Origin of the sequence: Bradyrhizobium sp. HKCCYLS20291, assembly GCF_051167715.1 — a bacterium.
GTDB lineage: Bacteria > Pseudomonadota > Alphaproteobacteria > Rhizobiales > Xanthobacteraceae > Bradyrhizobium.
In genome coordinates, this window is record NZ_JBNPTO010000002.1 from 351,960 (window position 1) to 377,912 (window position 25,953).

Below are 25,953 nucleotides of genomic sequence, written 5' to 3' on the forward strand. Positions count from 1 at the left end.
GGCGTCTCTGGAATACTGGGTCCCCCGCCTTCGCGGAGGACGACAGCAGTGGACAGCTACAATGACCGAGACACTCGACACTCCGCGAGCCGGCGCAGCCAGCGCGACAGCCGCCCCGCTGCTCTCTGTGCGCAACATCGAGGTCGTCTATGATGACGTCATCCTGGTGCTGCGCGGGCTCAGCCTCGATGTGCCCAAGGGCGCGATCGTCGCGCTGCTCGGCGCCAATGGCGCCGGCAAGTCGACGACGTTGAAGGCAATCTCCGGCCTGCTCAAGACCGAGGATGGCGAGGTCACGCGCGGCGAGATCATGTTTGACGGCGCGCGGATCGACGGCATCGATCCGGAGAAGATCGTCCGCCGCGGCATCTTCCAGGTCATGGAGGGCCGCCGCATCGTCGCCGACATGACCTCGCTCGAAAACCTCAAGCTCGGCGCGTTCACGCGCAGCGACCGCGAGGTCAACAGCGACATCGAGATGGTGTTCAACTATTTCCCGCGGCTGAAGGAGCGCACCGGCCTCGCCGGCTATCTCTCCGGCGGCGAGCAGCAGATGCTGGCGATCGGGCGTGCGCTGATGGCGCGGCCGAAGATGATCCTGATGGACGAGCCGTCGATGGGCCTGTCGCCGCTGCTCGTGAAGGAAGTGTTCGCGATCATCAAGGAGATCAACAGGGATCTCGGCGTCACCATTCTTCTCGTCGAGCAGAACGCGCGCGCGGCGCTGTCGGTGGCCAGCCACGGCTACATCATGGAGCAAGGCAAGGTGGTGCTCGACGGCACCGCGGACAGCCTGCGCGACAATGAGGACGTCAAGGAATTCTACCTCGGCGGCGCCGGCGACCAGCGCAAGAGCTTCAAGAACCTGAAGAGCTTCAAGCGGCGGAAGCGGTGGCTGTAGCCGAACTCTCTCCCCGTCATGGCCGGGGCTTGACCCGGCCATCCATGCGCGAGCCGCAACGATGAACGACGTGGATGCCCGGGACAAGCCCGGGCATGACGACCGCAAGATTCAAGGACTGGGTACGATGCCCCACTACGACGCCCTCGAGACCCGCGATCCCGCCGCGCGCGAGCAGGATCTGTTCCGCCGCCTGCCCGACGTGCTGCGTGCGGCCACGAAGGCGCCCGCTTATGCCGAGCGTCTCAAGGGCATCGACCCCGGTGCCATCACAACCCGCGCTGCGCTGGTGCAGCTGCCGGTCCTGCGAAAGTCCGAGCTCCCGGCCCTGCACAAGGCCGCGCCGCCATTCGGCGGCTTCGTCGCGCAATCGCCCGGCGCGTTCTCGCGGCTGTTCACCTCCCCCGGACCGATTTTCGAGGCAGAGGCTGCGCACAACGATCCCTGGCGCGGCGCACGCGCCCTGTTCGCCTCGGGCTTCCGCCCCGGCGACGTCGTCCTCAACACCTTCAGCTACCATCTGACGCCCGGCGGCTTCATCTTCGACGCCTCGGCGCGCGCGCTCGGCTGCGCGGTGATCCCCGCGGGGCCCGGAAATACCGAGGCGCAGTTCGAGCTGATCGACGCCTATCGCCCGATCGGCTACAGCGGCACGCCCGACTTCCTGAAGATCCTGCTCGACGGCGCCGCCAGCGCCAGCCGCGACGTCTCCTCGCTCAAGCGCGCGCTGGTGTCGGGCGCCGCATTCCCGCCGTCGCTACAGGCAGAGATCAAGGCACGCGGCATCGATGCCTATCAGGCGTTCGGCACCGCCGACCTCGGCATCATCGCCTATGAGACGAGCGCACGCGACGGCATGGTCGTGAACGAGGATCTGATCTTCGAAATCGTCCGCCCTGGCACCGGCGATCCGGTTGCGCCCGGCGATGTCGGCGAGATCGTCGTCACCTCGCTCGATCCCCACCATCCCTGGATTCGCCTGGCGCTCGGCGACCTCACCGCCGCCCAGCCCGGCGTCAGCCCGTGCGGCCGGACCAACATGCGCATCAAGGGCTGGATGGGCCGCGCCGACCAGACCACCAAGGTCAAGGGCATGTTCGTGCGCCCCGAGCAGGTCGCCGAAATCGGCAAGCGCCATCCCGAGCTCGGCCGCCTCCGCCTGGTCGTCACCCGCGCGGGCGAGACGGACGCCATGACCTTGAAGGCCGAATGCGCCTCGCCGTCGGACAGCCTTTCCGAGGCGCTGAACGCCAGCCTGCGCAGCGTTGCCAAACTCGGCGGCCAGGTCGAGTTGGTCGCGCCGGGCACGCTGCCCAACGACGGCAAGGTGATCGCCGACGAACGCTGAGTCCGGTTCCAGCGCGGCCAAGCCTTGCAGCGGCGGCATGAGCGGCGCGGCCGGCACCGCCCATGCGCAATTGTCGCTTCACGCGCCCTCTCCTATACAGCCATGTCAGCTTCCTCGGAGTTCATCCGCATGGCCTTCCCGCGCGCGTCCAAAGCCCTGTCCCGCTTCACGGTGCTCGATCTGACGCGGGTGCGCGCCGGCCCGACCTGCGCGCGTCAGTTCGCTGACTGGGGCGCCAATGTCATCAAGATCGACGCTGTCATGGAGGATGGCGGCGAGGCGCTCGGCGGTCCGCGCCGCGGTGCCGACTTCCAGAACCTGCATCGCAACAAGCGCGCGATGGCGCTCAACCTGAAAGACTCCCGGGGGGTCGAGGTGTTCATGCGGCTTGCCAAACAGGCCGACGTCGTCATCGAGAACTATCGCCCGGACGTGAAGACCAAGCTCGGCATCGACTACGAGGCCGTGCGCAAGGTCAATCCGCGCATCGTCTATGGCAGCATCTCCGGCTTCGGCCAGGACGGCCCCTATGCCAAGCGGCCGGGCTTCGACCAGATCGCGCAGGGCATGGGCGGACTGATGTCGATCACCGGCGCGCCCGGCGAAGGCCCGATGCGCGCCGGCATCCCGATCGCCGACCTCTCCGCCGGCCTGTCCTGCGCGATGGGCATCCTCACCGCGCTGCTCGAGCGCGAGGTCTCCGGCGAAGGCCAATGGGTCCAGACCTCGCTGCTGCAGGCGCAGATCTTCATGCTCGACTTCCAGGCCGCGCGCTGGCTGATGGAGAAGGACGTCGCGCCTCAAGCCGGCAACAACCATCCGACCAGCATCCCGACCGGCGTGTTCAGGACCTCCGACGGCTACATCAACATCGCCGCGACCGGCGGCCGCATCTGGGAACGGCTGTGCCAGACGCTCGGCGCACCCGAATGGATCGACCATCCGGACTACGCGACCGCACCGGCGCGCTCGAAGAACCGCGACGCGTTGAATGCCGAGATCAGCGCGCGCACGCTGGCGAAATCCAGTGAGCAGTGGGTCGCGGAGCTGAACGCCGCCGGCGTGCCCTGCGGGCCGATCTACGCGATCGATCAAATGTTCCAGGATCCCCAGGTGAAGCATCTCGGCATGGCGCAGCCAGTGCCCAACGATGATGGTCGCGACATCACGCTGGTCGCGCAGCCCTTCACCTTGTCCCGCACGCCGAGCCGGATGGCGGCGCGGCCGCCGGAGTTCGGCGAGCAGACCGAGGAGATCCTGTCGGAGTTCGGCTTCACCGACGGCGAGATCGCCGATCTCCGGCTGCATCGCGTCGTGTGAGCAGTTGCAATATGACGACGCCGCGGCATCCCGCCGCTGTGGCCCAGATGTCACCACGATGGAACTTCGACCTGGGCGGGATTGAGGCCAAGGCAAGACAGCGCTAATCTCTTTTCATCAGTTGGCGCGGACCTCAGGGCCCGTGCGTGTGTGAGGAGTAGGCTTCATGAGCGCGACGGAATTGAACGATTTTCTGACGGCGATGGACATCGTGCGCGACGTCAACGCGGCCGCTCTGAGCCATCCCGGCGCTCTTCCGTTCGACGAGACGATGCTCGACAACGACTCCGACTGGTACGACATGCCGGTCGTCGAGAAGGCCAACTAAGAGTGTTCTGAAGCGCGCGTCTCTTCTCATATAAAATCTGCTCGAAGCCTTCGTCTCGGACAGTCCGGACGGAGGCTTTTCCTTTTCGAGCGTAGAGCCGATCGACCTACCAAGTGGCGAGCGGGCCTGATCCATCTCTCCGCAACAAAAAAAAGCCCGACGCAAGCGCGCCGGGCGAGGTGATCGTCTCGGGAGGAAACATCAGGGCGCGATGACCAGAGATCAGGCACCGCGCGTGAGCAGCACAACGTCTGCCCATGAATGAAGCCTACCACCGCGCTGCCTAAAATGCTGTCATCGCAAAGACACAACCTCTGGAGAAGCGCGGAAGCGTTTCGAACAACGGTCCGTTGCAGCCAAAGACGGTCTGAAAAGCGTGGCGGCGGTGCCACAGTCCGGCTGGGAATCGCTTCAACGGCATCTCGAACCATGCGGTCCGAGACACCGCAGCATCTCCTCTTACGCCTCTGCCTTCGCCGCCGGCGCGTTTGATTTGCCGAAACTCGCCACCAGCCGATCGATCAGCGGCCAGAACAGCAGCACGATTGCCAGCGTCGTGATGGTGCCGACCAGGCCGTTCGCCCAGAACACCTTCATGTTGCCGCCGGAGATGATCATCGACTGCCGGAAGGCGTCCTCGGCGCGGCTGCCGAGCACCAGCGCCAGGGTGAACGGCGCCAACGGAATCCTGATCTTCTTGAAGACGTAGCCGACGACGCCGAAGCCGAGCATCAGCCAGACGTCGAACATCGCGTTCTGGATCGCGTAGGCACCGATCGCGCAGGACACCACGATCATCGGCGCAACCGCCGCGAACGGCACACGCAGGATCGAGGCGAAGATCGGGACGGTGGAGAGCACCAGCACGAGGCCGACGACGTTGCCGAGATACATCGAAGCGATCAGGCCCCAGACGAAATCCTTGTGCTCCACGAACAGCAGCGGTCCGGGATTGAGGCCCCACACCATCAGGCCGCCGAGCAGGATCGCCGCCGTGCCGGATCCGGGAATGCCGAGCGCCAGCATCGGCAGCAGCGCCGCGGTGCCCGAGGCATGCGCCGCGGTCTCCGGCGCGAACACGCCCTCGATGCGGCCCTTGCCAAAACTGTCAGGATTTTTCGAGAACCGCTTGGCGAGATTGTAGCCCATGAAGGAGGCCGCGATCGCGCCGCCCGGCGTGATGCCGAGCCAGCAGCCGATCGCCGACGAGCGCAGCAAGGTCATCCAGTATTTCGGCAAGTCCTTCCAGACCGCGAGCACCGTGCGCAGCGAGATCGACGCGGCGTGGCCGCGCAGCGCGAGGCGCTCCTCCATGGTCAGCAGGATCTCACTGATGCCGAACAGGCCGATGACGGCAACCAGGAAGTTGATGCCGCGGAGCAGATCGGTCGAGCCGAACGTCATCCGCAACTGTCCGGACACGGTGTCCATGCCGACGCCGGCGAGCAGCAGGCCAAGCGACATCGCAATGACGGTCTTGTGCTTGTCCTCGCGTCCGAGACCGACGAAGGAGCAGAAGGTGAGCAGATAGACGGCGAAGAACTCCGGCGGGCCGAACTTCAGCGCAAAGGACGATATCCATGGCGCCAGGAAGGTGATCAGCAACACCGCGACCAGCGAACCGATGAAGGACGACGTGAACGCCGCCGTCAGCGCTTCCGCCGCCTTGCCCTGCTGCGCCATCGGATAGCCGTCGAAGGTGGTTGCGACCGACCACGCCTCGCCTGGGATGTTGAACAGGATCGAGGTGATGGCGCCGCCGAACAGTGCGCCCCAGTAGATGCAGGACAGCATCACGATGGCCGAGGTCGGATCCATCGAAAAGGTCAGCGGCAGCAGGATGGCGACACCGTTGGGGCCGCCCAGTCCGGGCAAGACGCCGACGAACACGCCGAGCACCAGCCCGACCATCATCAGCGCCAGCGTCTTCCAGGTCAGGAGAACCGCGAACCCGTGCAGCAGCAGACCCAAGGCTTCCATAATTACAATCCAACTGTTTCCACGTCATTGCGAGCGAAGCGAAGCAATCCAGTTTCGAACGCGCTGCCCTGGATTGCTTCGTCGCTTCGCTCCTCGCAATGACGGAGGAGAGACTGGTGTCAGTACCCGAACGCCGCTTCGAGCGGTCCCTTGGGCATGAGCACGTCGAACACGATATCGAAGGTCACGAACATCACGGCGCTGAAGAGGATCGCCGTGAGCAGCGATTTCCAGATCGCGATCTTGCCGACGATGCGCATGAAGCCGGCGATCAGCAGGAAGCTCGCGACGTAGATGCCGAGAAACTGCATGGCGATGCAGAACAGCAGCGTCGGCACGAACACCGCCATGACGCGGCGCAGTTGCGCCCGCGTCACAAAGGTCTCGACTGCCTCCTTGCGCGACAGATACGCCGCGCCGATGCCGTAGAGGCTGGCGCCGCCGAGGATCACCGAGAGATAGAACGGGAAGTAGCCAGGCTCCGGACCGGTCGAATCCCAGGACGCGCCGGTCCGCCAATTGTCCCAGGCGAGCACGACGGCCAGCGCAAGCAGCAGCAGCGATACCGCGACGTCGACGGCCCGGCTGGAGGTGACCGCCGGAGAATTCTCCTCCGGCGCGGTCGGATCGTCGACGGCGATCTCGAGCTCAGCGTTGGACATCGACCTTCCCTAATCCCCTCGCCTCGCCCGGCCTATTTGGCGACGAAGCCGGCTTCCGTCATCAGCTGCTTGTTGAGCAAGCCGTCCTCTTCGAGGAACTGCAGCATGTCCTTGCCGGTGAGGAAGATCGGCTTCAGCGCCTGCTTCTCCATGTAGTCCTTGTATTCAGCCGTCTGCACCAGCTTGCTGAACAGGTCGACATAGAACTCCTGCTGCTCCTGGGTCACCTTGCCCGGCAGGAACATGCCGCGCAGCATCAGATACTGCACGTCGAGCCCCTGCTCCTTGCAGGTCGGGATGTCGTTCCAGGACTGCGTCTCCGTCACCTTGGCGGTGTAGGAGATGCGCTCCTTGTCGAACACGCACAGCGGGCGGACCTGGCCGGCGCGCCAGACTTCGAGATTCTCTGACGGATTGTTGACGTTGGATTCGGTGTGGCCGCCAACCAGCTGGGTCGCGGCCTCGCCGCCCGACTTGTAGGGCAGATAGGAGAACTTGGCGCCGGTCTTCTTCTCCATGAACACCGTGAGCACGTGGTCCTCGCGCTTCGAGCCGGTGCCACCCATCTTGAACGGCGAACTCGACGCCTTGGCGGCCTCGATGAACTCCTTCACGGTCTTCGGACCGTTGACGTTGTCCCACAGCACGAACTGATCGAGCGCGATCACGGCGATCGGCGACAGTTCTTTCCAGTCGAAAGGCAGCTTGGCCGACAGCGGCAGCATGTAGATCAGCGAATAGGCGATCAGGATCTTGTTCGGATCGCCGTCGCTGGACTTCATGTACATCAGCGCTTCGGCACCCGATGCACCGCCCTTCAGCGAGACCACAACCGGCTGCTTCAACAGGTTGTTCTTCTGGATCGCGGCCTGCATCATCCGCGCCATCTGATCGGACGCACCACCGGCGCCGGCAGCGACGACGATCTCGACCGGCTTGGTCGGCTCCCAGCCGGCAAGGGCCGGCGCGGCTGCGAAAAGGGCCACCGTGGTGGCCGCGATCTTGATCAGGTTGCGCACGTGTTTTCTTCCCCGTTCCAAGCGCCTGCTTGTATCCTACCAGGATACTGCCGCCTTATTGTGATCACTTCAAGAAAACAAGCAAGATGCAGCCTCATGGCGTCGACATAAGGTCGCAAGAGCAGCATCGGACTACTTGCCCTTCCAGTTCGGCGTCCGCTTGTTGAGGAAAGCGTCCATGCCCTCGCGGAAATCCTCGCTCATATAGGCGCGCAGGATCAGGTCCTCGCCCTCGTCTCGCGACAGCGTGCGGCGGATGCGGCGCACCGCCTCCTTGGTCACTTCGAGCGTGATCGGCGCATGCGAGGCGACCAGCTTCGCGGTCTCCAATGCACGCGACTGCAGGGTGTCGACGTCGGGCACGATCTCGTTGAGCAGCCCGAGCGCGAGCGCCTCCGGCGCCTCGACCAGCCGCGCCTTGAAGATGAGATCCTTGGTGCGCGCCGGTCCGATCAGCGACACCACCCGCGAGATGTTGGACATCGACAGGCAGTTGCCGAGGGTGCGGGCGATCGGAAAGCCCATGCGGGTGGTTTCGGTGCCGATGCGGATGTCGCAGCAGGCGGCGATGCCGGCGCCGCCGCCGGTGCAGGCGCCCGCGATGGCTGCGATCACCGGCACGCGGCACATTTCCAGCGTGCCGAGCACGCGGTCGATGCGCGCCTCGTAGTCGAGCGCGTCCTGCGCGGTCTTGAAGGCGCGGAACTGGGAGATGTCGGTGCCGGAGGCGAAGGCCTTGTCGCCGGCACCAGTCAGGATCAGCGCCTTGATCGACCGGTCGGCGTTGATGGCCTCGCAGATCGAGGCCATCTGGTCGTACATCGCGAAAGTCATCGCGTTGCGCGCCTGTGGCCGGTTGAAGGTGATCTTGGCGATGCCGTCGTCGACGGCATGGATCAGATCGTCGGAGCCGGTCACAGGTGCGGTCATCAGGCCACCTTCGGAATCGGCGCCGCCTCGCGCGCCTTGAGGACGTCCATCGCCGCGAGCACGCCACCGGCGCGATGCGGCACGCCAGCGAGCGCAAGGCCCATCTCGACGCCTGAGAGCGTGCCCATCAGCATCAGGTCGTTGAAGTGACCGATATGGCCGATGCGGAACACCTTGCCCTTGATCTTGTTCAGGCCGGTGCCGAGCGACATGTCGAAGTTCTCCAGCACCGTCTTGCGGAACTGATCGGCATCGTGACCCTCGGGCATGACGACGCCGGTCAGCGCCGGCGAGTGCGCCTGCGGATCCTGGCACTGCGTGTCCAGGCCCCACGCCTTGACGGCGGCGCGCGTCGCGAGGCTGTGACGGCGATGGCGCGCGAACACGTTCTCGTGGCCCTCCTCCTCCAGCATCTTCAGCGCCTCGTTGAGGCCCATCAGGTGATTGCAGGCCGGCGTATACGGGAACGTGCCGAGCTTGTTGAAGGTGATGATCTCCTGCCAGTCCCAGTAGGAGCGCATGCCGGGATTGGCCTTGGCGACGGCGAGCGCCTTCTCCGAGACGGCGTTGAAGCCGAGGCCCGGCGGCAACATCAGGCCCTTCTGCGAACCGGCAACGGACACGTCGATGCCCCAGGCGTCGTGCTCATACTCCATCGAGCCGAGGCCGGAGATGGTGTCGACCATCAACAGTGCCGGATGGCCGGCGCGGTCGAGCGCCTTGCGCACTTCGAGCGGCGGCGTGAGGCAGCCGGTCGAGGTCTCGTTGTGCACGACGCAGACGGCCTTGATCTTGTGCGCCTTGTCATCGACCAGCCGCTGCTCGATCGCGGCGATGTCGGCGCCATGGCGCCAGTCGCCGGCGACGAAGTCGACATCGAGCTTGAACTTGTCGGCGATGCCCTTCCACAGCACCGCGAACTGACCGGTCTCGGCCATCAGCACCTTGTCACCGGGAACGAGCGTGTTCACGATCGCCGCTTCCCATGCGCCGGTGCCGGACGACGGATAGATGATCACCGGCTGCTTGGTGCGGAAGATCCGCTGCGACGCCGCCAGCACGGCGAATCCGAGCTCGGCGAACTCGGGACCGCGATGGTCCAGCGTCGGCATGTCCATCGCGCGCAGCACGCGGTCGGGCACGTTGGTCGGCCCCGGAATTTGAAGAAAATGCCGTCCTGTGTGCACAGTCATTGGCGTCCATCCCCGGTCATTTGGTTGGTGCGCGGACGTGGCATCCCACGCGTTCGTCGCGCTTTTCTCCCGCCAGACCGCTGGCGTCAACAAAGAAGACGCGAGCACCGATCGCTTCGGGCTGACATCTTTCGGATGCACACAAAACTCCCACTCCTGTGCAGTGCGGCATGATCGGACCGTCGCAGCAGTTGCACCCGATCGGCCTCATTTCACCATCGCGAGATGCCGTGGCGTATTACCGGGCAAGGGTTGCTCCAGAACTTCCATCGCTGCATCCGCACCGCCCGCCCGATGCGGCACGCCGGCGACGCGCAGCCCCATCTCGACACCACTCAGCGCCGCCATCAGGGTCAGCGCATTGCACTCGCCGAGATGGCCGATGCGGAACACCTTGCCTGCGACCTTGGAAAGGCCCGAGCCGAGCGACATGTTGTAATTGTCGAGCACGACCTGACGGAACGCATCGGCGTCGTGCCCGGGCGGCATCAGCACAGCCGTCAGCACCGGCGAGTAGTCCCTCGGCTCCTGGCACAGCACCTCCAGGCCCCAATGCGCGACGGCGGCGCGGGTCGCCGCCGCGAGCTTCTGGTGGCGTCCGAAAACCTGGTCCAGCCCCTCTTCGAGCAGCATCGCAATTGCTTCACGCAGGCCGTAAAGCAGGTTCGTCGCCGGTGTGTACGGGAAGAAGCCGTTCGCGTTCAGCTTCAGCATGTCCTCCCAATCCCAGAATGACCGCGGCATCTTGTTGGTCTTGGCGACCGCACGGGCCTTGTCCGAGATGGCGTTGAAGCCGAGCCCCGGCGGCAGCATGAAGCCCTTCTGCGAGCAGGACACGGCGACGTCGACCTTCCACTCGTCGAAGCGGAAGTCGGCCGACGCCAGCCCCGAAATCGTGTCGACCATCAGCAGCGCCGGATGCCGGGCGCGATCCATAGCGGCGCGGACCTCAGCGATCCGGCTGGTCGCACCGGTCGAGGTCTCGTTGTGCACGACCATGACGGCCTTGAGCTGATGCGCCGCGTCGGCCGTGAGCTTCTCCTCGATCACGGCCGGATCGACGCCGCGGCGCCAGTCGCCGGAGATGAAGTCGACCTCGATGCCCCACCGTGCCGCCATCTGCCGCCACAGCGTGGCGAAATGGCCGGTCTCGACCATCAGCACCTTGTCGCCCGGCGCCAGCGTATTGACGATCGCAGCCTCCCACGCACCGGTCCCCGAGGACGGATAGATGATCACCGGGCTCGTCGTCTTGAAGATCGTCCGTGAGCCGCTGAGCACGGCCTTGCCGAGTTCGGCGAATTCGGCGCTGCGGTGATCGATCACGGGCATATCCATCGCCCGCAGCACGCGCTCGGGGACCGGACTGGGACCCGGAATGTGCAGGAAATGACGACCTTGGTGGCGGGTCACGGCAGAACTCCGGATAGACGGCATCAAGACACCGATAATTGCATTCAAAATTACTATTACACAAGACAAAATTGCATTCATATATGAGGTCGACCCAATTGGTATCACCCGCTACAATCGCATCATATGAGTTCCACGATTCCCGACATCGAGACCCACTCCGTGGCAGATCCCGGCGTTCGCCCGCCCTCGGCGCGCGACGAGACCTCGTTGCATGACGAGATCCTCGCCCGGTTGCGCCACTACATTGTCGAGGGCCACGTCGCCGATGGCGGCCGGCTGTCCGAGCGGCAATTGTGCGAGATGCTCGGCGTCTCACGCACCCCGTTGCGCGAGGCTCTCAAGGTCCTGGCCGCCGAGGGTATCGTCGAACTGCTGCCCAACCGCGGTGCCCGCGTCCGCCCCTTGAGCGCGGCCGACATCCGCGAGCTGTTCGACCTGATGGGCGGCCTCGAAGGCCTCGCCGGGCGCCTCGCCTGCGAGAAGATTTCGGATGAAGCGATCGAAAAAGTCGAGCAGCTTCATCATGATATGTACGGATTTTACATGCGGCAGGACATGCAGAACTACTTCCGCGTGAACCAGCTCATCCATCGCGCGATCGTTGAGGCTGCGGCCAACGCGACGCTTCAAGCGACCTATGAGAGCCTCGCAGGACGCATCCGCCGAGTGCGCTTCTCGGCCAATTTGGCCCACAAGCGCGAACGCTGGAGCGAGGCCATGCGCGAGCACGAGCAGATCCTGGATGCGCTGCGCCGGCGCGCCGGCAGTGAGCTGTCGGACATCCTGTTCCTGCACCTCCGCAACAAGGGTGCGGCCGCGATCGCGTACTTCGCAGAAGCCCAGGGCGGCGCGACATTCGCCGGCGCAAAGCCGGCCGGGGTAGACTAAGGTCGAGGGCAGCCGGACAAAATTGCATGCAATCCGGTTGACGCTACATCTTAAATGATTGACATCGGGTCGAGGCCCGTGGAACTGCGACACGACCAGGGCCGCCCCAGAGATCATCATGCCGCACGTCAAAGCCGGTCCGTCCAGCCTCGAACAGAAGCTCCGCGCCGAGATCAAGGGCGATGTCTTCTTCGACGCCTTCAACCGCGGCCGCTACGCCACCGATGCCAGCTTCTACCAGGTCATCCCTGCCGGCGTGATCGTGCCGCGCACCATGGACGAGGCGCTGCGCGCGCTGGCCATCGCCCGCGACGACGGCCGCATCGTCACCCCACGTGGCGGCGGTACCTCGCAATGCGGCCAGACGGTCAACGAGGGCATCGTCGTCGACTTCTCCAAGCACCTCAACCGCATCGTCTCGCTCGACGTCGCGGGCCGGACCTGCGTGGTCGAGCCCGGCATCGTGCTGGACGACCTCAACCGCCAGCTGAAGAAGCATGGCCTGTGGTTTCCGGTCGACGTCTCCACCGCCTCGCGGGCGACGATCGGCGGCATGGCCGGGAACAATTCCTGCGGTGGCCGCTCGCTGCGCTACGGCACGATGCGCGACAACACCATCGCGATCGACGCCGCGCTCGCCGACGGCACGCTGGCGCATTTCGGCGAAGTGCCGCGCGATCTGAATGACGTCAATGCGCCGGATGAGGCCCGCGCGCTGTTCCGCGACATGCTGGCACTGGGCCAACGCGAGGCCGCCGAGATCGCCGACAAGTTTCCCAAGGTGCAGCGCCGCGTCGGCGGCTACAATCTCGACGCGCTGACGCCGCGCAACGCTGCCAACAACCTCGCCCACCTGCTAGTCGGCTCGGAGGGCACCCTCGCCTTCTCCACCAAGATCGAGCTGAAGCTATGGCCGCTGATCCGCACCAAGGTGCTCGGCGTCTGCCATTTCGGCAGCTTCTATCAGGCGATGGACGCAGCCCAGCACCTCGTCAAGCTGAAGCCGATTGCGGTCGAGCTGGTCGACCGCACCATGATCGGGCTCGGCCGGGACATCGCGATGTTTCAGCCGGTGATCGCGGCCGCCGTGCGCGGCGATCCCGACGCGATCCTGGTGGTGGAGTTCGCCGAGGAGACCAAAGACGAGAACCTCGCCAAGCTGAGGCAGCTCTCCGAACTGATGGGCGATCTCGGCTTCTCTTGGAGCAATGAGCCGCGCAAATGGGGCGGCGTGGTCGAGATCACGGAGCCTGCGCTGCAGACCGCCGTCGCCGACTTCCGCGCCGCGGGGCTCAACGTGATGATGTCGATGAAGGAGGCCGGCAAGCCGGTGTCGTTCGTCGAGGATTGCGCCGTACCGCTGCCGCACCTCGCCGACTACACCGCCCGCCTCAATGAAGTCTTCGCCAAACACGGCACCCGCGGCACGATGTATGCGCACGCCTCCGAAGGCTGCCTGCACGTTCGTCCGGTGCTGAACCTGAAGCTGGAGAAGGACGTCAAGGCGATGCGCGCGATCGCCGAGGAGGCCTTCGCGATGGTCCGCGAATACAAGGGCTCGCATTCCGGCGAGCACGGCGACGGCATCGTGCGCTCGGAATTCCACGAGCAGATGTTCGGCAGCCGCATCGTCGCCGACTTCAGGGAAGTGAAGCAGCGCTTCGACCCGCACAACATCCTCAACCCCGGCCGCATCGTCGATCCGCCCAAGATGGACGACCGGTCGCTGTTCCGGTATCCGCCGGACTATCGCGTCGACGACATCAAGCCCGTGCTCGACTGGTCGGCCTATCCCGGCGCCGCCGGCGGCTTCCAGGGCGCGGTCGAGATGTGCAACAACAACGGCGCCTGCCGCAAGCTCGACGGCGGCGTGATGTGCCCTTCCTATCGCGCTACCCGTGACGAGAAGGATGTCACGCGCGGCCGCGCCAACACGCTGCGGCTGGCGATCTCAGGCCAGTTGGGCTCCGGCGCCCTCTCATCCGACGAGATGATGGAGACGCTGAAGCTGTGCGTCTCCTGCAAGGCCTGCCGCCGCGAGTGTCCGACCGGCGTCGACATGGCGAAGATGAAGATCGAGGTATTGGCGGCACGAACTCAAACGCACGGCCTCACCCTGCGCGACCGGCTCGTCGCCTATCTGCCGCGCTATGCCGACCTGGCCGCCCGCTTTGCGCCTCTCGTGAACTTGCGCAATCACGTCGCGCCGTTGCGGGCGCTAATGGAGGGTGTTGCCGGCATCAGCGCCAAACGCAAGCTGCCGGTTTTTCGACGCGACACCTTCCGCCTCGATGCCGAAGCGTTCGGTCCTGAGGATGGCCGCGAGGTGGTGCTGTTCGGCGACACCTTTAACCGCGTCTACGAGCGCGAGAATCTCGACGCCGCGTTACGCGTCCTGATCGCCGGCGGCTACCGCGTCTACCTGCCCCGCCCCGCCGATGGCGGCCGCGCGCTTTGCTGCGGTCGGACGTTCCTGTCCGCGGGTCTGGTGGACGAAGCCAAATCCGAGCTGCAGCGTCTGGTCGAGACCTACGCGCCGTTTGCATCACGTGGCGTTCCGATCATTGGGCTAGAGCCGAGCTGTTTGCTGACGCTGCGCGACGAGCTGCTGTCGCTGCGCAACGACGCCCCGGCAAAGACGATCAGCGCGCACGCACTGCTGCTGGAGGAATTTTTGGCACGCGAGGCGGAAAGCGGCCGGCTCGCGCTCCCGCTCGCCCCACTCCCCGGCAAGGCGCTGCTGCACGGGCATTGCCACCAGAAATCCTTCGCCGCCTTCAAGCCGGTCGAACAGGTGCTGCGTCTCATTCCGGAGCTGGAGGTGGAAACGATCGAATCCTCCTGCTGCGGCATGGCCGGCGCCTTCGGCTATGGCGCCGAGACCTACGAAGTGTCCATGCAAATGGCCGAAGCCTCGCTGCTGCCGGCCGTGCGCAAGGCGGACAGCGCCACCTTCATTGTCGCCGACGGCACCTCCTGCCGTCACCAGATCCGGGACGGGGCCCACCGTGGCGCCCTTCACGCCGCGCAGCTCCTGGCGATCAGCCTGGAGCGAGCGAAGCCGAGCGCGTAGTTCATGCGTAGGCAGCCGCGGAACGCGATCGCAATGTTCGTCATCGCGAGGAGCCAACGGGTCCGCGCAAAGCGCGGCCCGATGACAGGCTCCGCGACGAAGCAATCCAGGGTTTCTTGCTTGGCCCCTGGATTGCTTCGCTTCGCTCGCAATGACGGCCGATAGAGCCAACCTTCAATTCCAGATCACAAAGGACACCAACATGACCGACCTCACGCTCGACACCGCCCGTAAGATCCTCGACGCCACGCTGGCCAAGGGCATCGAGCAGAAGCTGAAGCCGCTCGCCGTGATGGTGCTCGACGACCGCGGCTGCCTGAAGGCGGCCGCTGCGCAGGACGGCACCAGCCTGATGCGGGCCGAGGTTGCGCATGGCAAGGCCTATGGCGCGCTGGCGCTCGGCCTCGGCTCCCGCGCGCTGTTCCAGCGTGCCCAGGAGCAGGCCTATTTCATCGACGCCGTGAATACGCTGGCACAGGGCCGCATGGTTCCGGTGCCCGGCGGCGTGCTGATCAAGGATGGCACCACTTTGCTCGGCGCCGTCGGCGTCTCCGGCGATACCTCCGACAATGACGAGATCTGCGCCATCGCAGGCATCGAGGCGGCCGGACTCAAGGCCAATGCGGGCTGAGCAGCGAAGCCCGAGCGACCTTTCGACACTCTGCGGCTCCCTCGGTCCGCGGACCGACGAGCCCGCATCACCCGGATCCCTCTGCCGGCGTTGACCGGCGGAGCAAGGCTGATCTCCCCTAAGAGAGCCTACCAAGGTTTCATCGGCGCGGTTGGGCCCGGCCGAAACATTGCCGCGGGCTGCACGTTTGTACGACGGGGCGCGTGGAGAAACCGGACATGCCTCGCAGACCAGCCCGCACCATCATCATCACCGGCGCGTCCGCCGGCGTCGGCCGCGCCATGGCGAAACGCTTTGCGGACGCCGGCGACCGCGTTGGCCTGATCGCCCGCGACGAGGAGGCGCTGCGCGACTTGCAGCAGGAGTTGCAGGAACGCTTTGCTCATGCCGAGTATGAGGCGGTGGATGTCGCCGACGCGCAGGCGCTGTTCGACGCGGCCGAGCGGCTCGAGCAGCGGCTGGGTCCGGTCGACATCTGGATCAACGATGCGATGGAGACGGTGTTCTCGACCGTCGCCGACATCACGCCCGACGAATTCCGCCGCGTCACCGAGGTGACCTATCTCGGCTTCGTGCACGGCACGATGGCGGCGCTGCGCTCGATGCGCCAGCGCGGCAAAGGCCGTATCATCCAGATCGGCTCGGCGCTCGCCTATCGCGGCATCCCACTGCAGGCAGCCTATTGCGGCGCCAAGCACGCCATCCGCGGCTTCACCGATTCGTTGCGCGGCGAGCTGATGCACGAGCGCTCGCACATCACGCTATGCATGGTCGATCTGCCGGCCGTGAACACGCCGCAATTCGACTGGGCGCGCGCGCACCTCGCACATACGCCACGACCGATGGGGCGGCCGGTCGAGCCGGAAGTGATTGCCGACGCGGTCTACCGCGTCGCCGATGGTGGCTTCCGTGAATATTGGATCGGCTGGCCGACGCTGCTCACCATCCTCGGCAACGCCGTCGCACCCGCCGTGCTCGACCGCTATCTGGCCGCCAAGGCGATCGCGGGGCAGCAAACCGATGTGCCGCTGGTCCCCGACCGCACCGACAACCTCGACAGGCCGGTGACGCGCTTGCACCGCACCCGCGGATCCTTCAGCCAGGGCGCCGCCCGGCAGGCCGTGCTCCTGCCCGGCGATGTCGCCCGCGCTGCGACGGTTGCGCTCGGGGCCGCAATCTTCTTTGCGCTGGGAGCAACGATGGGCCGGCGTCGGTGGCGCTAAACTGCCTGTCGGCTCTTGCGTGATACCGGTGAGCTGCGCTTCTCTGGTCCGCGGTGTCCATTCCGGTCCGGAGCGTTTCCATGACGATCGAGAGCATCAGCGCGATCACCATCGCCACCCACGACATGGCGCGTGCGGTCGCCTTCTATCGCGCGCTTGGCTTCGACGACATCCCCTATGGCGGCGCGGAGTCGCCGTTCACGACCTTCCGCGTCGGCGAGAGCTTTCTCAACCTGATCGCGATGCCCCAGGACAAGCAATGGAGCTGGTGGGGCCGCATCATCTTCCACGTCGCGGATGTCGACGCCGTCTACGCCAAGGCGCTGGACGCCGGCTTCTCACCCACGACTACGCCGCGCGACGCCGAATGGGGCGAGCGCTATTTCCACCTCACCGATCCCGACGGCCACGAACTGAGCTTTGCGCGGCCGCTCAAGCGCTGATCTAGTCTAGCCGAGCTCGAAGGTCGTGACGCCGAACACGCGTTCGGTGCGCCGCGGCGGGATCGGTCCGGTGTACATGCGCGCCGTCTCGAACACGGGCTTGAGGCCGAGACCTTCGGCGAGCGCCACCGCGTCCGGATTGATCGCCGGCACGTCGAGGAAAATTTCGCCATCGCCGATCGCGCCACACAACGCAGCAATAACGGCCTCGGCATCGGCGCGGCGATCCGCCACCAGCGGGCCGATCTTGTAGCCGCTGCGACAGGGACGGATCACGCCCCAAGCCACCAGTTCACCGCCTCTCACCAAAGCCAGGCCGACATGGCCGGGCGTGCCGATCCAGGCCTGCAGGAACGCGCGTCGCGGCGCCGGAAACACGGTCGCGTCCGATGCCTCGATCTCGGCGATAGGCAGATCCGCCAGGGCGACGAGATCGGGCTCGGCCGCGGCCGGCAGCGCCGCAGCACGGCCGCCATAGCGGATGTTGGCATAAGCGTAGTTGAAGCCGGACTTGCGATAATTGTCCTGCTGCGCGACCACGCCGTCGAGACCGACGATGCGCGATCCCGCATGCGCCATCGCCGCATCCCAGAGCCGCAGGCCGTAGCCGCACCCGCGCATGTCCGGACGCACGATGTAGAAGCCGAGAAAGGCAAAGTGGTCGTCATAGTTCACGCAGGACACGGTTGCGACCGGCGCACCGTCTCGTTCGGCGATGAGAAAGCCGTGAGGATCGACAGTGGCGAAGCAGGCCGCATCGGACAGGCCCGGATTCCAGCCCTCGGCCGCCGCCCAGTCGATGGCCAAACCAAGCTCGTCGGCACGCATCGGCCGGATGGTGAGGCCGTCGGTTGCAATTGGCCCATTCTGCGTCATCTCACAACGCTAGCGCCAACTGCCATTGTCCGCAGCAACAAAGATGCCTCCAGCTGGAAAATACGAAGCACAGCGATGGTTGCGCATGACGCTGCTCACAGCTAACGTCCATGTTCGCATGATGAGGACAAAGGCAGAAACGAAGCGCATGATCCCTCGCTGGCTGCGATGGACACTGCGGGGATGCATCGTCAGTGCCGCCTTGCTCGCCACCGGGCTGGCCGTCGTCTTCATCATGAATCCGCTGGCGGGGCAGCTGTTTCTGGCGATGCTCACCTCGCCCCTCTTCATGAACACGCGGCCACCTCCGATGTTCGAGCACGACGTTGCGGACTCCTGGGGCAAATGGGTGGAGAGTGGACAACGGCTCACCGCTCATCTTCAGACGGAATTCCCACCGGGAACACCCGCGGCCGCCTTGAAATCAACGCTGCTAAAGCAGGGATTTGAACCCTTCCCCGAATGCGTCCGCGACGGGAAGATCGTGGTCCGGCTTGGGGATATCCATGCTCCATGCCGAACGTCCGAGACCGCCAATGCGCACACCTACCGGTGGGGCAATCCCGTGTGTGTTCAGACGATTCACGTGAACTGGCAGGCGAATGGCGAAGGAGCCATCACCGACGTGCAGGCAAGCCCTGGTGCCGCCTGCTTATGAACGTCGAAGCCGCCTCTTCTCCCGCTGATGAGTTCTCATCCGCATGATCTTTCCGATCAGTTCTGACGATCTGCCGGCCCCCGCCTCTCGTGGCGAGCGGCTGCCGGCCATCGACATCCTGCGCGGCCTCGCCCTGTTCGGCGTCATGGCGATCAACGTCGTGTTCGAGTTCCGGGTCTCGATCTTCGGCCAGTTTCTGCCGGCATCGAGACCACATGAGTGGGGCACGACCTTCTTTGCCGGATCCTTATCGCCCGACATGACCGGGCTGCTGTGGGCCATCATCGGCGACTCGCCCTTCAATCGCGCGATTGAAGATGGTCTCGCACGGGCCGTCTCCATGAAGGCCTTCGCGCTGTTCTCGCTGCTGTTCGGAATCGGGCTGGCGATGCAGTTCGAGCGGATCGCGGCGCACCGCCGTGTCGCCCTGCTGCTCCGGCGATTGCTCGTCCTGCTCGCAATCGGCCTCGTGCATCTGACGCTGCTGTGGAACGGCGACATCCTGACCGAATATGCGCTCGCCGGACTGATCGTGCTGCCGTTCCTGTTTGCACCGAATTGGCTCGTGATCGCGTCCAGCCTCGCGTTGCTCGGCCTGTACTTCACCGGATGGCTGGTCAACGTGCTGCCGCTGCCGAGTTCGGCCTGGATGACGCAGCATGTGGCCGATGCCAATCGCATCTATGCCAGCGACAGCTTCCCTCAGATCCTCGCCTTCCGACTATCGGAGATCGGCGCCATCGCGCCGCTGCATCTCTGGATCTTTCCGCGCACGCTCGGGCTTTTTCTCGCCGGCATCATCATCTGGCGCTCCGGCGTCCTGCGCGATGCATCCCGTCATCGCGCCATGTTGCTGCTGACGGCGCTGGCCGCGCTTGCTGTCGCGATCGACGCCGGCCCCTCGCTGGCGACGGTCAGTCTGGCGATTGCCTACGCCGCGCTGATCCTCGCTGCAGCGAATACCGCATGGGGCGTCCGACTGCTCGGCTGGGCGGCCCCTGTCGGGCGGATGGCGTTCACCAACTACCTGATGCAATCCTTCGTCTTCAGCCTCGTGTTCTACGGCTTCGGCCTGTTCGGCCGCCTCAGCGTCTCGCTCGCGCTCGCCGTCGGCATCGTCGTCTACGTGGTCCAGGTGATCGCTAGCTGGTGCTGGCTGCGGCTGTTTCAGTTCGGCCCGGTCGAATGGCTATGGCGCAGCCTGATGTACGGCGCGCGCCAGCCAATGCGCCTCCCTCCAAAGTCCTGATCCGGCTACTTGCCCGGCCACACCGGCTTGCGCTTCTCGGCGAACGCCTTCAGACCTTCCTTGGCATCTTCAGTCATCGCAAGCAGCGCGATCTGGCTTTCGAGATAGGCGATCGCCTCGTCGAACGACATCGAGGCGATGGCGCGCATCGCGTATTTGCCGCGGCGGATGGCGGTCGGCGACTTGTCGATGATGCGGCCGATCAGCCAATCGACCTTGGCGTCGAGCTCGGCTGCCGGAACGACGTGGTTGAGAAGTCCGGCAGCCTGCGCGGCGTTCGCGTCGAACGGCTCCCCGGTGAGGGCCCATTCGTTGACGAGCCGCGGCGGGGCGATGCTCTGCAGCAGGCTCAGCACCTGCATCGGGAACACGCCGACCTTCACCTCAGGCAGGCCGAAAACAACGTGGTCCGCGGCGACCGCCATATCGGTCATGCACAACAGGCCCATGCCACCGGCCATGCAGACGCCGCCGACCCGCGCAATCGCTGGCTTGGTGGCATTCTGCGACAGCCGGAGCAGATCGGCGTAGTCGACATTGGGGCGCGAGAAATCCATCGCAAAGGCGGCACCCGAGTTCTGCAGATCGGCGCCGGCGCAGAACGCCTTGTCTCCCGCCCCCGTCAGCACGATCACGCGCACCGCCGGATCGTCGTGAGCCTGTCGATAGCCGCGCGATATCCCCGCGATGACGTCGCCATTAAGGGCATTGCGCTTCTCAGGCCGGTTGATGGTGATCCAGAGCGCCTGCCCGCGCTTGTCGATCAATACGCTGTTGTCGGTCATCGCCACCCTTGCCTATTCGTGAATTGCGAGATTGTGACGGGATAGCCGCGGCGGGCAAGGAAAACTTGCGTCAGCCGGCCGCGCGGCGGCCGATCTCGGCGATCACGCCGCGGAGTAGCGGAGGACGCACCGGCTCGAACTGGCCGTGGCGCAGAAATGCGATCGTCTGCCGGAACGACGTCGGATGCACCAGAAGGCTCATATGCGAGGCCTTGATCGTGGTATGATCCGCCATCTCGGCGAGCTTGCAGCTTTCGACCGAAACGCGCCCGTCATTGGGTGACGGCAGCAGGAACAACCCGGAAATGGGATCGAGGAAACGGCTGCCGGCAATCACGCCGATTTCATAGTCAGCCGGCGGCAGCGACGCGAGCGTGAGGTTCTTCGTCGTCACCAATTGCAGGCCTGCGGGCCCGAAATAGGCGCGATAGAGCCCGACATTCTGCAGCCGGTCGGCGATTTCGCTCCCGCCATTGGGGGTGCCGATCATGACGACGCGACCGAGCCGCGCCGGACGATGCCGAGCCATGTAGACCCGCGCCAATAGCCCGCCCATCGAATGGGTCACGAAATGGAGCGGACCGTCGAGCCCGGCAGCGAAGTCGGCGACTGCCGGGCGAATATCCTCCGCAAGATCCTCGAGCGGCTTCTTGCGGCTCTCGTAGTGCAGATTGAGTGTCGCAAACCCCGCGCGCTGCAGCCGCCTTTCGAGCGGACGCAGCATCAGCGAGCGGCCGGCGATGCCATGCAGCAGGACGACCCCCGCGTTGCGGGGGCCATGCTGTTGAGGACGCCGGCGCAGCGATGCCATCACGCGACTTCCCGCTCCTCCGCATCGCGATCCGGAGCGGTCGTCTTGGCGGCATCCTCGGCGAGGGCCTTGGCACCGACATAATCGGTCTTGCCCGAGCCGAGCAGCGGGATCTTGTCGACCACCATCACGACGGCAGGTACCGCAAGTTCCGGCGCGCCCTGCGCCTTGGCCTGGCGCTGCATTGCCGAGCGCTCGGCGTCCTTCTGCGTCGTGATCAACACGATGCGTTCTCCCTTGCGCTGATCGGGGATCGACACGGCCACCGATGCCGCCTGCGGCCACAGCGTCGCGGCGATCTGCTCGACCACCGTCAGCGACACCATCTCACCCGCGATCTTGGCGAAGCGCTTGGCGCGGCCCTTGATCGTGATGAAGCCCTGAGTGTCGATGGTGACGATGTCGCCCGTGTCGTGCCAGCCGTCCGGCAGCGCTTCGAGCACGCCGGGATTCTCCGCCCTGACGTAACCGAGCATGACGTTGGGGCCGCGGACCGAGAGCCGGCCGCCCTCCTCGATGCCCGGCACCGTTTCGAGCCGATACTCCATCAGCGGCGAGAGGCGGCCGACAGTGCCGACGCGGTTGGCCATCGGCGTGTTCATCGCCAGCACCGGCGCGGTCTCCGTCACGCCGTAGCCTTCGAGCACGCGGATGCCATAGCGCTCCATGTAGATCTGACGCGTCCGATCCTTGACCGGCTCGGCGCCGGCGATCACCAGCCGCAGCGTCCGGAAGTCATAGGCATGGGCCGATCGCGCGTAGCCGGTCAGGAACGTATCGGTGCCGAACAGGATCGTGGCACCGGTCTGGTAGATCAGCTCGGGCACGATCCGGTAATGCAGCGGCGACGGGTACATGTAGATCGGGATGCCCGCCAACATGGGCATCATCATGCCGCCAGTGAGGCCGAAGGAGTGGAACACCGGCAAAACATTGAACACAAGATCGTTAGCGTTGGCATCGACCCTGGCCAGCGCTTGCGCGGCATTCGCCAGAATATTGCGATGAGACAGGACGACCCCCTTCGGCGTCCCCTCGGACCCCGACGTGAACAGGATCACGGCCGGGTGATCGGCGTTGCGAGCGACGCGCGGCTTGGTGCCGTCGAGCACGCCCTTGATCTTGTCGGCAAGGCTGACGGACGCCTTGACGTCCTCGAGATAGACCAGACGGGCCTGCCCTTCGATCGCAGCGATCAGCTTGTCGAGCTTGCCCTTCTCGATGAAAGCGCGCGACGTCAGGACGGTCGTGACCTGCGCCGCCTTCATCGCCGCCAGAACGTTCACCGGACCGGCGGAGAAATTCAGCATCGCCGGGACCCGACCGATCGACTGCAGCGCCATGAAGACGACGGCGACACCGGCGGAGTTCGGCAGCAGCACTCCGATATTCTCGCCGACCATCGTCCCCTGCTCGAGCTTGCGCGACAACACCTGGGAGCCGAGCAGAAGCTTGCGATAGGTCAGCTTGGTGCCGAGCGGATCCTCGATCATGACCTTGCCGGTGTCATGGTCGCGATGGGCATGGGCCAGCGCCTCGAACAGCGTGCGGTCGAGCATGGCGTTCTTGACCATGGCTTCGATCATGACATCCTGAAGCGCTGCACCGGCGGCGTTGCGGCGGGTCTTGCCCTTCAGCGCCGCATCGACGGCAAGCTTCACCGGCGGCAGGATCGTCACGGTCACCTTGGGAAACCACGAGCGCTTGATCTGGCCGTCCTTGAGATAGCTGAGATGCGAGCGCTGCGCGCCCTCGATGCGCACGGGCACCACCACGGCATCGGCCTTGTCGGCGATCATCGCGGTGCCGTCATAGACCTTCATCAGCGAACCCGACACGGTGATTCGGCCCTCCGGGAAGATCACCACCGGCTCCTGGCTGGCGACGAGCTTGATGAGATCGCGGGCGCCGAGCGGCTTGGTCGGGTCGATCGTGATGTGACGCACCAGCTTGAGGAAGATCTTCGCCCACCAGGCCTTGGAGATGCCGGTGTCGACTGCGAAGGTCGCATCGATGGGCAGCACCGCGTGCAGCAGCGGGCCGTCGATCAGGCTGACATGGTTTGGCGCGATCAGCATGCGGGTGCCGGCTGGCGGCAGGTTTTCGAGACCGCGCACTTCCGTGCGGAACAGCGCGCGGAACAGCATCGCGCCGAAGTCGCGCACGCCCTCCCGGCCCCATTTGTTGAGCACGAACCACACCGCGCCGAAGCTCGCCAGCGCCAGTCCGAAGAAGATCCATGCGATCGCGACACCGGCCGCCTGCAGGCCTGCAACGCCGAGCGAGCCCACCACCATGAAGGCGGCCTGCAGCACATTGCCGGCGGCGATGACACGAGCCCGCTCGGTCGGCTCCGACCAGGCCTGCACGGCTGCAAATGCCGGAACCACGAACAACCCGCCGCCGAAGGCAAACAGGGCGAAATCGATCAGCATGCGTGCACCGGCCCAGGTGCCGACGAAGGCGAGTGGCGCAACGCCCTGCGCGGACTCGGTCGTGGCGATCGTCCACGCCAGGTCGAGGCCGAGCACGCCCATGACGATCGCGCCGATCGGCACCAGGGCAAGATTCGGTCTGACATGGCTGAGATGCGCCGCAAACAGCGAGCCGATGGCGATGCCGATCGCGAACACAGCAAGGCACAGCGTGACGACGCCTTCGGTCCCGCCGACAACATCCTTGACCAGGGCCGGCAGCAGCGACAGCACGACGGCGCCGACCAGCCAGAACCACGACACGATCACCATGCCGTCCCACAGCCGCGGCGCAGCGTGGAGCGATTTGAGAAGGTGCGACGTCGAGGTCCAGGGGTTGGCCGTGATGCGCAGATCCGGTGCTGACGGCGCTGTGTGCGGAATGCGCGACGCCGAAGCCCAGGAGATCACCGCGAGCCCGATCACTGCGAGAGCGACCCATCCCATATGCGAGGAGCCGGAGACGAGTTGGCCACCGGCGATCGTGCCGATGAGAATGGCCATGAAGGTCGCGCCCTCGACGAGCGCATTGCCCGTGGCGAGTTCGCCGACGGTCAGTTGGTCCGGCAGCATGGCGTATTTCACCGGACCGAACAGTGCAGCGATGACGCCGAACAAGCCCAGCGCGACGAACAGCAGCGGGATCGAATGCATGAAGAAGCCGAGCGCCGCAAATCCTGCCGCGAAGATTTCCGCGAACTTCAGTCTGCGCGCGACGACGCCCTTGACGTATCGGTCGGCCAACTCGCCACCGAGCCCGGAGAGCAGGAAGAACGGGAAGATGAAAACAGCCCCGGCCATGGTGACCAGCGCATCACCGTGCGCGGCCGCAGCGCCGTAGAGCAGCATGATGACAAGCGCGTTCTTCAGAACGTTGTCGTTCAGCGCGGAGGCGAATTGAGCGCAGAACAGCGGAGCAAAACGGCGCGACGACATCAACTGCTTGATCATGGTCATTTCCTGGTGTGTCGCGGCGGCTCTGCCGCTAGGATCGTGATTTGTCGAATTGGTGCTGAAAATGGACTGCGCTCGGCCGCGAGAGCCCTCTCAAGCGCGACGACCGGACCGGTTTGCATGACCCGCCGCTCGCAGCGGATTTTGCGATACCAGCGCAATGGTGTCGGCCAAGGTGAGGGACGACCACACCAGCGCGACAAGCGCCGTTGCAAGTCCACCCCGCAGTGACCAGTCGAACGGCAGCGCAACGATGCCGCCGCCGACCAGCACGAACGATATCGCGAAGGTCGTATGCAAAAAGCTTATCCACCGCGAACGCCGTCGGACGAACATCAAATGACGTGACGACATGGTGACCGCTTCCTTGTGCGTGAGCAGGAGTTTTGACCGACGTCAGCTCAGATCGCTGAGGTAGTGAAAGCAGCCGAACATCCCGCCACGACGGCTCCGGTGGCCCTCCCGGCCGGCGGCCCGAAACAATCCCCGGCCGGCAGGCTGTCTTGATCGTCGCGCCGCAAGCAGACCTGCGACATCACACGCATTGGCGATGCGCTCCACCGGGGCTGTGAGGAATTGCGACACCTTGCGGACCAAAGCCCTCAAGGGCGTGCGGACATCGGCGTCGAAGAACTGCGAACCGTGAAAGCTGAGCGTGTGCATGGTGGTGTTTCCTTTCTTGAGCAACGCTCAAATCAATATATGTATTTTGAGCATTGCTCAAGAACAATTCGCGCGCAAGGACGGCTGCGTGAACACGAGTTTGTGAGCTGTGTCTAATTACCGACACG

At 65.1% G+C, this 25,953-nt stretch carries 23 protein-coding genes; 11 read left to right on the forward strand and 12 right to left on the reverse strand.

The window, feature by feature from the left end:
* The first annotated feature begins 61 nt into the window (after positions 1 to 61).
* The 4 genes from ACQR07_RS05595 (at position 62) to ACQR07_RS05610 (ending at position 3,897) form a co-directional block, all read left to right on the forward strand.
* Positions 62 to 901, forward strand: a complete 840-nt coding sequence (locus ACQR07_RS05595; protein ID WP_434901343.1) for an ABC transporter ATP-binding protein — start codon at positions 62 to 64, stop codon at positions 899 to 901.
* 127 nt (positions 902 to 1,028) lie between these two features.
* Complete coding sequence (locus ACQR07_RS05600; protein ID WP_434901755.1) at positions 1,029 to 2,249, forward strand: phenylacetate--CoA ligase family protein; 1,221 nt, start codon at positions 1,029 to 1,031, stop codon at positions 2,247 to 2,249.
* A gap of 129 nt (positions 2,250 to 2,378) precedes the next feature.
* Positions 2,379 to 3,569 carry a CaiB/BaiF CoA transferase family protein gene (locus ACQR07_RS05605; protein WP_434901344.1) on the forward strand — a complete coding sequence of 397 codons (1,191 nt, stop codon included), beginning with the start codon at positions 2,379 to 2,381 and terminating at the stop codon, positions 3,567 to 3,569.
* Positions 3,570 to 3,735: 166 nt separating this feature from the next.
* Entirely contained in the window at positions 3,736 to 3,897 is a 162-nt protein-coding gene (locus ACQR07_RS05610; RefSeq protein WP_434901345.1) for a hypothetical protein, read from the forward strand.
* A gap of 459 nt (positions 3,898 to 4,356) precedes the next feature.
* Here the strand turns inward: ACQR07_RS05610 and ACQR07_RS05615 are convergent, their stop codons facing one another.
* The 6 genes from ACQR07_RS05615 to ACQR07_RS05640 all read right to left on the reverse strand — a co-directional run bounded on the left by ACQR07_RS05615 (position 4,357) and on the right by ACQR07_RS05640 (position 11,094).
* Positions 4,357 to 5,877: a tripartite tricarboxylate transporter permease gene (locus tag ACQR07_RS05615; protein ID WP_434901346.1), complete on the reverse strand. Its 1,521-nt coding sequence runs from the start codon at positions 5,875 to 5,877 to the stop codon at positions 4,357 to 4,359.
* Positions 5,878 to 5,996: 119 nt separating this feature from the next.
* Complete coding sequence (locus tag ACQR07_RS05620; protein ID WP_434901347.1) at positions 5,997 to 6,539, reverse strand: tripartite tricarboxylate transporter TctB family protein; 543 nt, start codon at positions 6,537 to 6,539, stop codon at positions 5,997 to 5,999.
* Positions 6,540 to 6,571: 32 nt separating this feature from the next.
* Complete coding sequence (locus ACQR07_RS05625) at positions 6,572 to 7,558, reverse strand: tripartite tricarboxylate transporter substrate binding protein (protein WP_434901348.1); 987 nt, start codon at positions 7,556 to 7,558, stop codon at positions 6,572 to 6,574.
* A gap of 132 nt (positions 7,559 to 7,690) precedes the next feature.
* Complete coding sequence (locus ACQR07_RS05630) at positions 7,691 to 8,488, reverse strand: enoyl-CoA hydratase/isomerase family protein (RefSeq protein ID WP_434901349.1); 798 nt, start codon at positions 8,486 to 8,488, stop codon at positions 7,691 to 7,693.
* On the reverse strand, positions 8,488 to 9,681 hold the full coding sequence (locus ACQR07_RS05635) for a pyridoxal-phosphate-dependent aminotransferase family protein (RefSeq protein ID WP_434901350.1): 1,194 nt from the start codon (positions 9,679 to 9,681) through the stop codon (positions 8,488 to 8,490). Before ACQR07_RS05635 ends, ACQR07_RS05630 begins: the two co-directional genes overlap by 1 nt.
* A 207-nt stretch (positions 9,682 to 9,888) precedes the next feature.
* On the reverse strand, positions 9,889 to 11,094 hold the full coding sequence (locus ACQR07_RS05640) for a pyridoxal-phosphate-dependent aminotransferase family protein (protein ID WP_434901351.1): 1,206 nt from the start codon (positions 11,092 to 11,094) through the stop codon (positions 9,889 to 9,891).
* A gap of 126 nt (positions 11,095 to 11,220) precedes the next feature.
* Between ACQR07_RS05640 and ACQR07_RS05645 the strand changes: the two genes are divergently transcribed.
* From ACQR07_RS05645 to ACQR07_RS05665, 5 genes are all read left to right on the forward strand, one after another.
* Positions 11,221 to 11,985, forward strand: coding sequence for a GntR family transcriptional regulator (locus ACQR07_RS05645; RefSeq protein ID WP_434901352.1), 765 nt, complete (start codon positions 11,221 to 11,223; stop codon positions 11,983 to 11,985).
* Between the two features lie 118 nt (positions 11,986 to 12,103).
* On the forward strand, positions 12,104 to 15,058 hold the full coding sequence (locus ACQR07_RS05650) for an FAD-binding and (Fe-S)-binding domain-containing protein (RefSeq protein ID WP_434901353.1): 2,955 nt from the start codon (positions 12,104 to 12,106) through the stop codon (positions 15,056 to 15,058).
* Between the two features lie 202 nt (positions 15,059 to 15,260).
* Positions 15,261 to 15,689, forward strand: a complete 429-nt coding sequence (locus ACQR07_RS05655) for a GlcG/HbpS family heme-binding protein (protein ID WP_434901354.1) — start codon at positions 15,261 to 15,263, stop codon at positions 15,687 to 15,689.
* Positions 15,690 to 15,907: 218 nt separating this feature from the next.
* A complete protein-coding gene (locus ACQR07_RS05660; RefSeq protein ID WP_434901355.1) occupies positions 15,908 to 16,912 on the forward strand; it encodes an SDR family oxidoreductase in 1,005 nt (334 codons plus the stop codon).
* Between the two features lie 80 nt (positions 16,913 to 16,992).
* Complete coding sequence (locus ACQR07_RS05665; RefSeq protein ID WP_434901356.1) at positions 16,993 to 17,355, forward strand: VOC family protein; 363 nt, start codon at positions 16,993 to 16,995, stop codon at positions 17,353 to 17,355.
* Positions 17,356 to 17,361: 6 nt separating this feature from the next.
* Here ACQR07_RS05665 and ACQR07_RS05670 read toward each other — a convergent pair whose 3' ends face one another.
* Positions 17,362 to 18,231 carry a GNAT family N-acetyltransferase gene (locus ACQR07_RS05670; RefSeq protein ID WP_434901357.1) on the reverse strand — a complete coding sequence of 290 codons (870 nt, stop codon included), beginning with the start codon at positions 18,229 to 18,231 and terminating at the stop codon, positions 17,362 to 17,364.
* Positions 18,232 to 18,316: 85 nt separating this feature from the next.
* On the opposite strand from ACQR07_RS05670, the gene ACQR07_RS05675 reads away from it, so the two are divergent.
* Together ACQR07_RS05675 and ACQR07_RS05680 are read left to right on the forward strand one after the other, a co-directional pair.
* Positions 18,317 to 18,889 carry a hypothetical protein gene (locus ACQR07_RS05675; RefSeq protein ID WP_434901358.1) on the forward strand — a complete coding sequence of 191 codons (573 nt, stop codon included), beginning with the start codon at positions 18,317 to 18,319 and terminating at the stop codon, positions 18,887 to 18,889.
* 43 nt (positions 18,890 to 18,932) lie between these two features.
* Positions 18,933 to 20,138 carry a DUF418 domain-containing protein gene (locus tag ACQR07_RS05680; protein ID WP_434901359.1) on the forward strand — a complete coding sequence of 402 codons (1,206 nt, stop codon included), beginning with the start codon at positions 18,933 to 18,935 and terminating at the stop codon, positions 20,136 to 20,138.
* A gap of 5 nt (positions 20,139 to 20,143) precedes the next feature.
* Here ACQR07_RS05680 and ACQR07_RS05685 read toward each other — a convergent pair whose 3' ends face one another.
* The 5 genes from ACQR07_RS05685 to ACQR07_RS05705 all read right to left on the reverse strand — a co-directional run bounded on the left by ACQR07_RS05685 (position 20,144) and on the right by ACQR07_RS05705 (position 25,825).
* A complete protein-coding gene (locus ACQR07_RS05685; RefSeq protein WP_434901360.1) occupies positions 20,144 to 20,923 on the reverse strand; it encodes an enoyl-CoA hydratase/isomerase family protein in 780 nt (259 codons plus the stop codon).
* Between the two features lie 70 nt (positions 20,924 to 20,993).
* Positions 20,994 to 21,734 (reverse strand): esterase/lipase family protein, encoded by a 741-nt coding sequence (locus ACQR07_RS05690; protein ID WP_434901361.1) that lies wholly within the window; start codon positions 21,732 to 21,734, stop codon positions 20,994 to 20,996.
* Positions 21,734 to 25,159: an acyl-[ACP]--phospholipid O-acyltransferase gene (locus ACQR07_RS05695; protein ID WP_434901362.1), complete on the reverse strand. Its 3,426-nt coding sequence runs from the start codon at positions 25,157 to 25,159 to the stop codon at positions 21,734 to 21,736. The genes ACQR07_RS05690 and ACQR07_RS05695 overlap by 1 nt, the downstream gene beginning before the upstream one ends.
* A 96-nt stretch (positions 25,160 to 25,255) precedes the next feature.
* Positions 25,256 to 25,516 (reverse strand): hypothetical protein, encoded by a 261-nt coding sequence (locus tag ACQR07_RS05700; protein ID WP_434901363.1) that lies wholly within the window; start codon positions 25,514 to 25,516, stop codon positions 25,256 to 25,258.
* A 42-nt stretch (positions 25,517 to 25,558) separates the two neighbouring features.
* On the reverse strand, positions 25,559 to 25,825 hold the full coding sequence (locus ACQR07_RS05705) for a hypothetical protein (protein WP_434901364.1): 267 nt from the start codon (positions 25,823 to 25,825) through the stop codon (positions 25,559 to 25,561).
* Positions 25,826 to 25,953: the final 128 nt, after the last annotated feature.